Origin of the sequence: Arthrobacter sp. I3 (assembly GCF_000520575.1) — a bacterium.
In the GTDB taxonomy this organism is placed as follows: Bacteria; Actinomycetota; Actinomycetes; order Actinomycetales; family Micrococcaceae; genus Arthrobacter; species Arthrobacter humicola_A.
In genome coordinates this window covers 1-2340 of record NZ_KI914907.1, presented here as the reverse complement: position 1 = coordinate 2340, position 2340 = coordinate 1, and the positions used below count along the sequence as shown (strand labels likewise).

Below are 2340 nucleotides of genomic sequence, written 5' to 3'. Positions count from 1 at the left end.
GGCCGCCAGGTTTTCGGCGTCACCGCCGGGGGCGTCCGGGATCTGGTCGGCGTCAGCCACGAGGGAGACCTGCTCCAGGAAGGCTCCGAGCGAGCCTTCGGGATTGTCCCGTTCGTATTCCCGGACGACGGCGACCAGTTCGGCGAGGTTCTCCACCCTGGACTCGTCCTGCGGGTCGGTGCTGGAACGCAGCCCGGCCAGGTAGCCGGTTTGTTCGAGCACGGCTTCGAGAGCCGCGGCGGCACCGGAGCCGGAGGCGACCTCGGCGAGGTCGTCGAGGAGTTTCACGAAGCCCAGCACGGCGTTGACCGAACGCGTCGCCATGCCCGGGGCTTCATCGGCGCGCCGCGCGGCGGCCATGAAGGAGGTGCGCTCACGCTCTGCCAGGGCGGCGACGGCGCCCTCGGCTCGGTCGCCGATCCCGCGCTTGGGTTCGTTGAGGATGCGGCGGAGGTTGACGTCGTCGTCCGGGTTGACCAGGACCCGCAGGTAGGCGAGGGCGTCCTTGATCTCCTTGCGCTCGTAGAAGCGGGTGCCGCCGACCACCTTGTAGGGCAGGCCCACGCGGACCAGGACGTCCTCGATCGAGCGGGACTGGGCGTTGGTGCGGTAGAAAATGGCGACGTCGCCGGGGCGCAGGTTGCCCTCGTCCTGGAGCCGGTCGATTTCCTTGGCGATGAACTGGGCCTCGTCGTGTTCGTTCTCGCCGACGTAGCCGACGATCTTCTCGCCGTCGCCCTCGGCCGTCCAGAGCCGTTTCTCCGGCCGGTTGGGATTGCGGGAGATCACCGAGTTGGCGGCGCTGAGGATGGTCTGGGTGGAGCGGTAGTTCTGTTCGAGCTTGATGGTGCGGGCGTCCGGGTAGTCCTTCTCGAACTCCACGATGTTGCGGATGTCCGCGCCGCGGAAGGCGTAGATGGACTGGTCTGAATCGCCGACGACGGTGAGCTCGGCGGCGTCGGGGCCTTCGCCGACGATCTCGCGCACCAGGGCGTACTGGGCGTGGTTGGTGTCCTGGTATTCGTCCACGAGGACGTGCCGGAAGCGGCGCCGGTAGGAGTCGGCGAGCGCCGGGAAGGCCCGGAACATGTAGACGGTCTCGGCGATCAGGTCATCGAAGTCCATGGCGTTGGCCTGGCGCAGGCGCTGGGTGTAGCCCTTGAAGACCTCGGCGACGGCCTGCTCGAAGGGATCGTTGTAGTTGGCGCTCGAGGAATAGCTGTCGGCGTCGATCAGCTCGTTCTTGAGCGCGGAAATCTTGTGCTGGATGGCCTTGGGCGCGAAGCGCTTGGGGTCAAGGTCCAGGTTCTTGGCGACCAGGGTGATCAGGCGCAGCGAGTCGGCGGAGTCGTAGATCGAGAAGTTGGAGTTGAGCCCGACGTTCTTGGCCTCGCGGCGCAGGATCCGGACGCAGGAGGAGTGGAAGGTGGAGATCCACATGGTCTTGGCCCGGCCGCCGACCAGCGCCTCGATCCGTTCCCGCATTTCGGCCGCGGCCTTGTTGGTGAAGGTGATGGCCAGGATCTCGCCGTGGTGCGCCCGCCTCGTGGCGATCAGGTAGGCGATCCGGTTGCTGAGCACGCGGGTCTTGCCCGACCCGGCGCCGGCGACAATCAGCAGGGCGCTGCCGGCGTGCTTGACCGCTTCTTCCTGCTGGGGGTTCAGCCCCTCGAGGAGTTCGCCCGCGTTCGGAAGCTGCGGGCGGTCCCAGCCGCTGTCAGGTCCGTCGCCGTGCGCGCTGCCGCCGTGCGGGGCGCCGCCGAGCGGGCTTCCGCCGTGCGGGCTTCCGCTGTGCGGGGCGGCGCCGTGCGGTGCGGAATCCGGTCCGGAATCCAGGCCCGCCAGGCCGGACCCGGAGCGCGATTTAGTGCCTGCCGCCGCCTTGGAGGCAGCTTGGAAGGGTCCGTCGGCGTAAGGGTCAAACAACATATCCATGGTGTATCTAAGTCTAGGCGGTGGCGCTGACAGCCGTGTCCGCCCGTCGGGACATGCGCTCCCCTGCCCGCGCCCAGTGGACATAATCCCCTTGTGCCCACCCCTGGCCGCGAAGAATGAGCATGCCCCGCGGAGGCTGTCATGGAGAAGATCCGGGTTATTCTGAAGACCGCCGAGGTTGTTAACAATGAGCATGACCCACGGACCCGGTACGGCCGAACGGACATGTCCTCCGCCACCCCTGACCACTGGACATACTCCCTTTGCGCCCACTCCTGACAGCGAACAATGAGCATGTCCCGCGGAGGTTGTTCTGAAAAATGAGCATGTCCACAGAGGCTGTCCGGAAGAACGGGCATGCCCCGCTGACACGGCACGGCCGAACGGACATGTCCTCCGCCACCC

General features: G+C 67.1%; 1 protein-coding gene. It reads right to left on the bottom strand.

The genetic code is table 11. From position 1 onward, the window contains the following. Nucleotides 1-1935 (bottom strand): UvrD-helicase domain-containing protein (locus tag Y706_RS23635; protein ID WP_043434784.1); only part of this gene is annotated, 1935 nt, incomplete at its 3' end. Between the last annotated feature and the right edge of the window lie 405 nt (nt 1936-2340).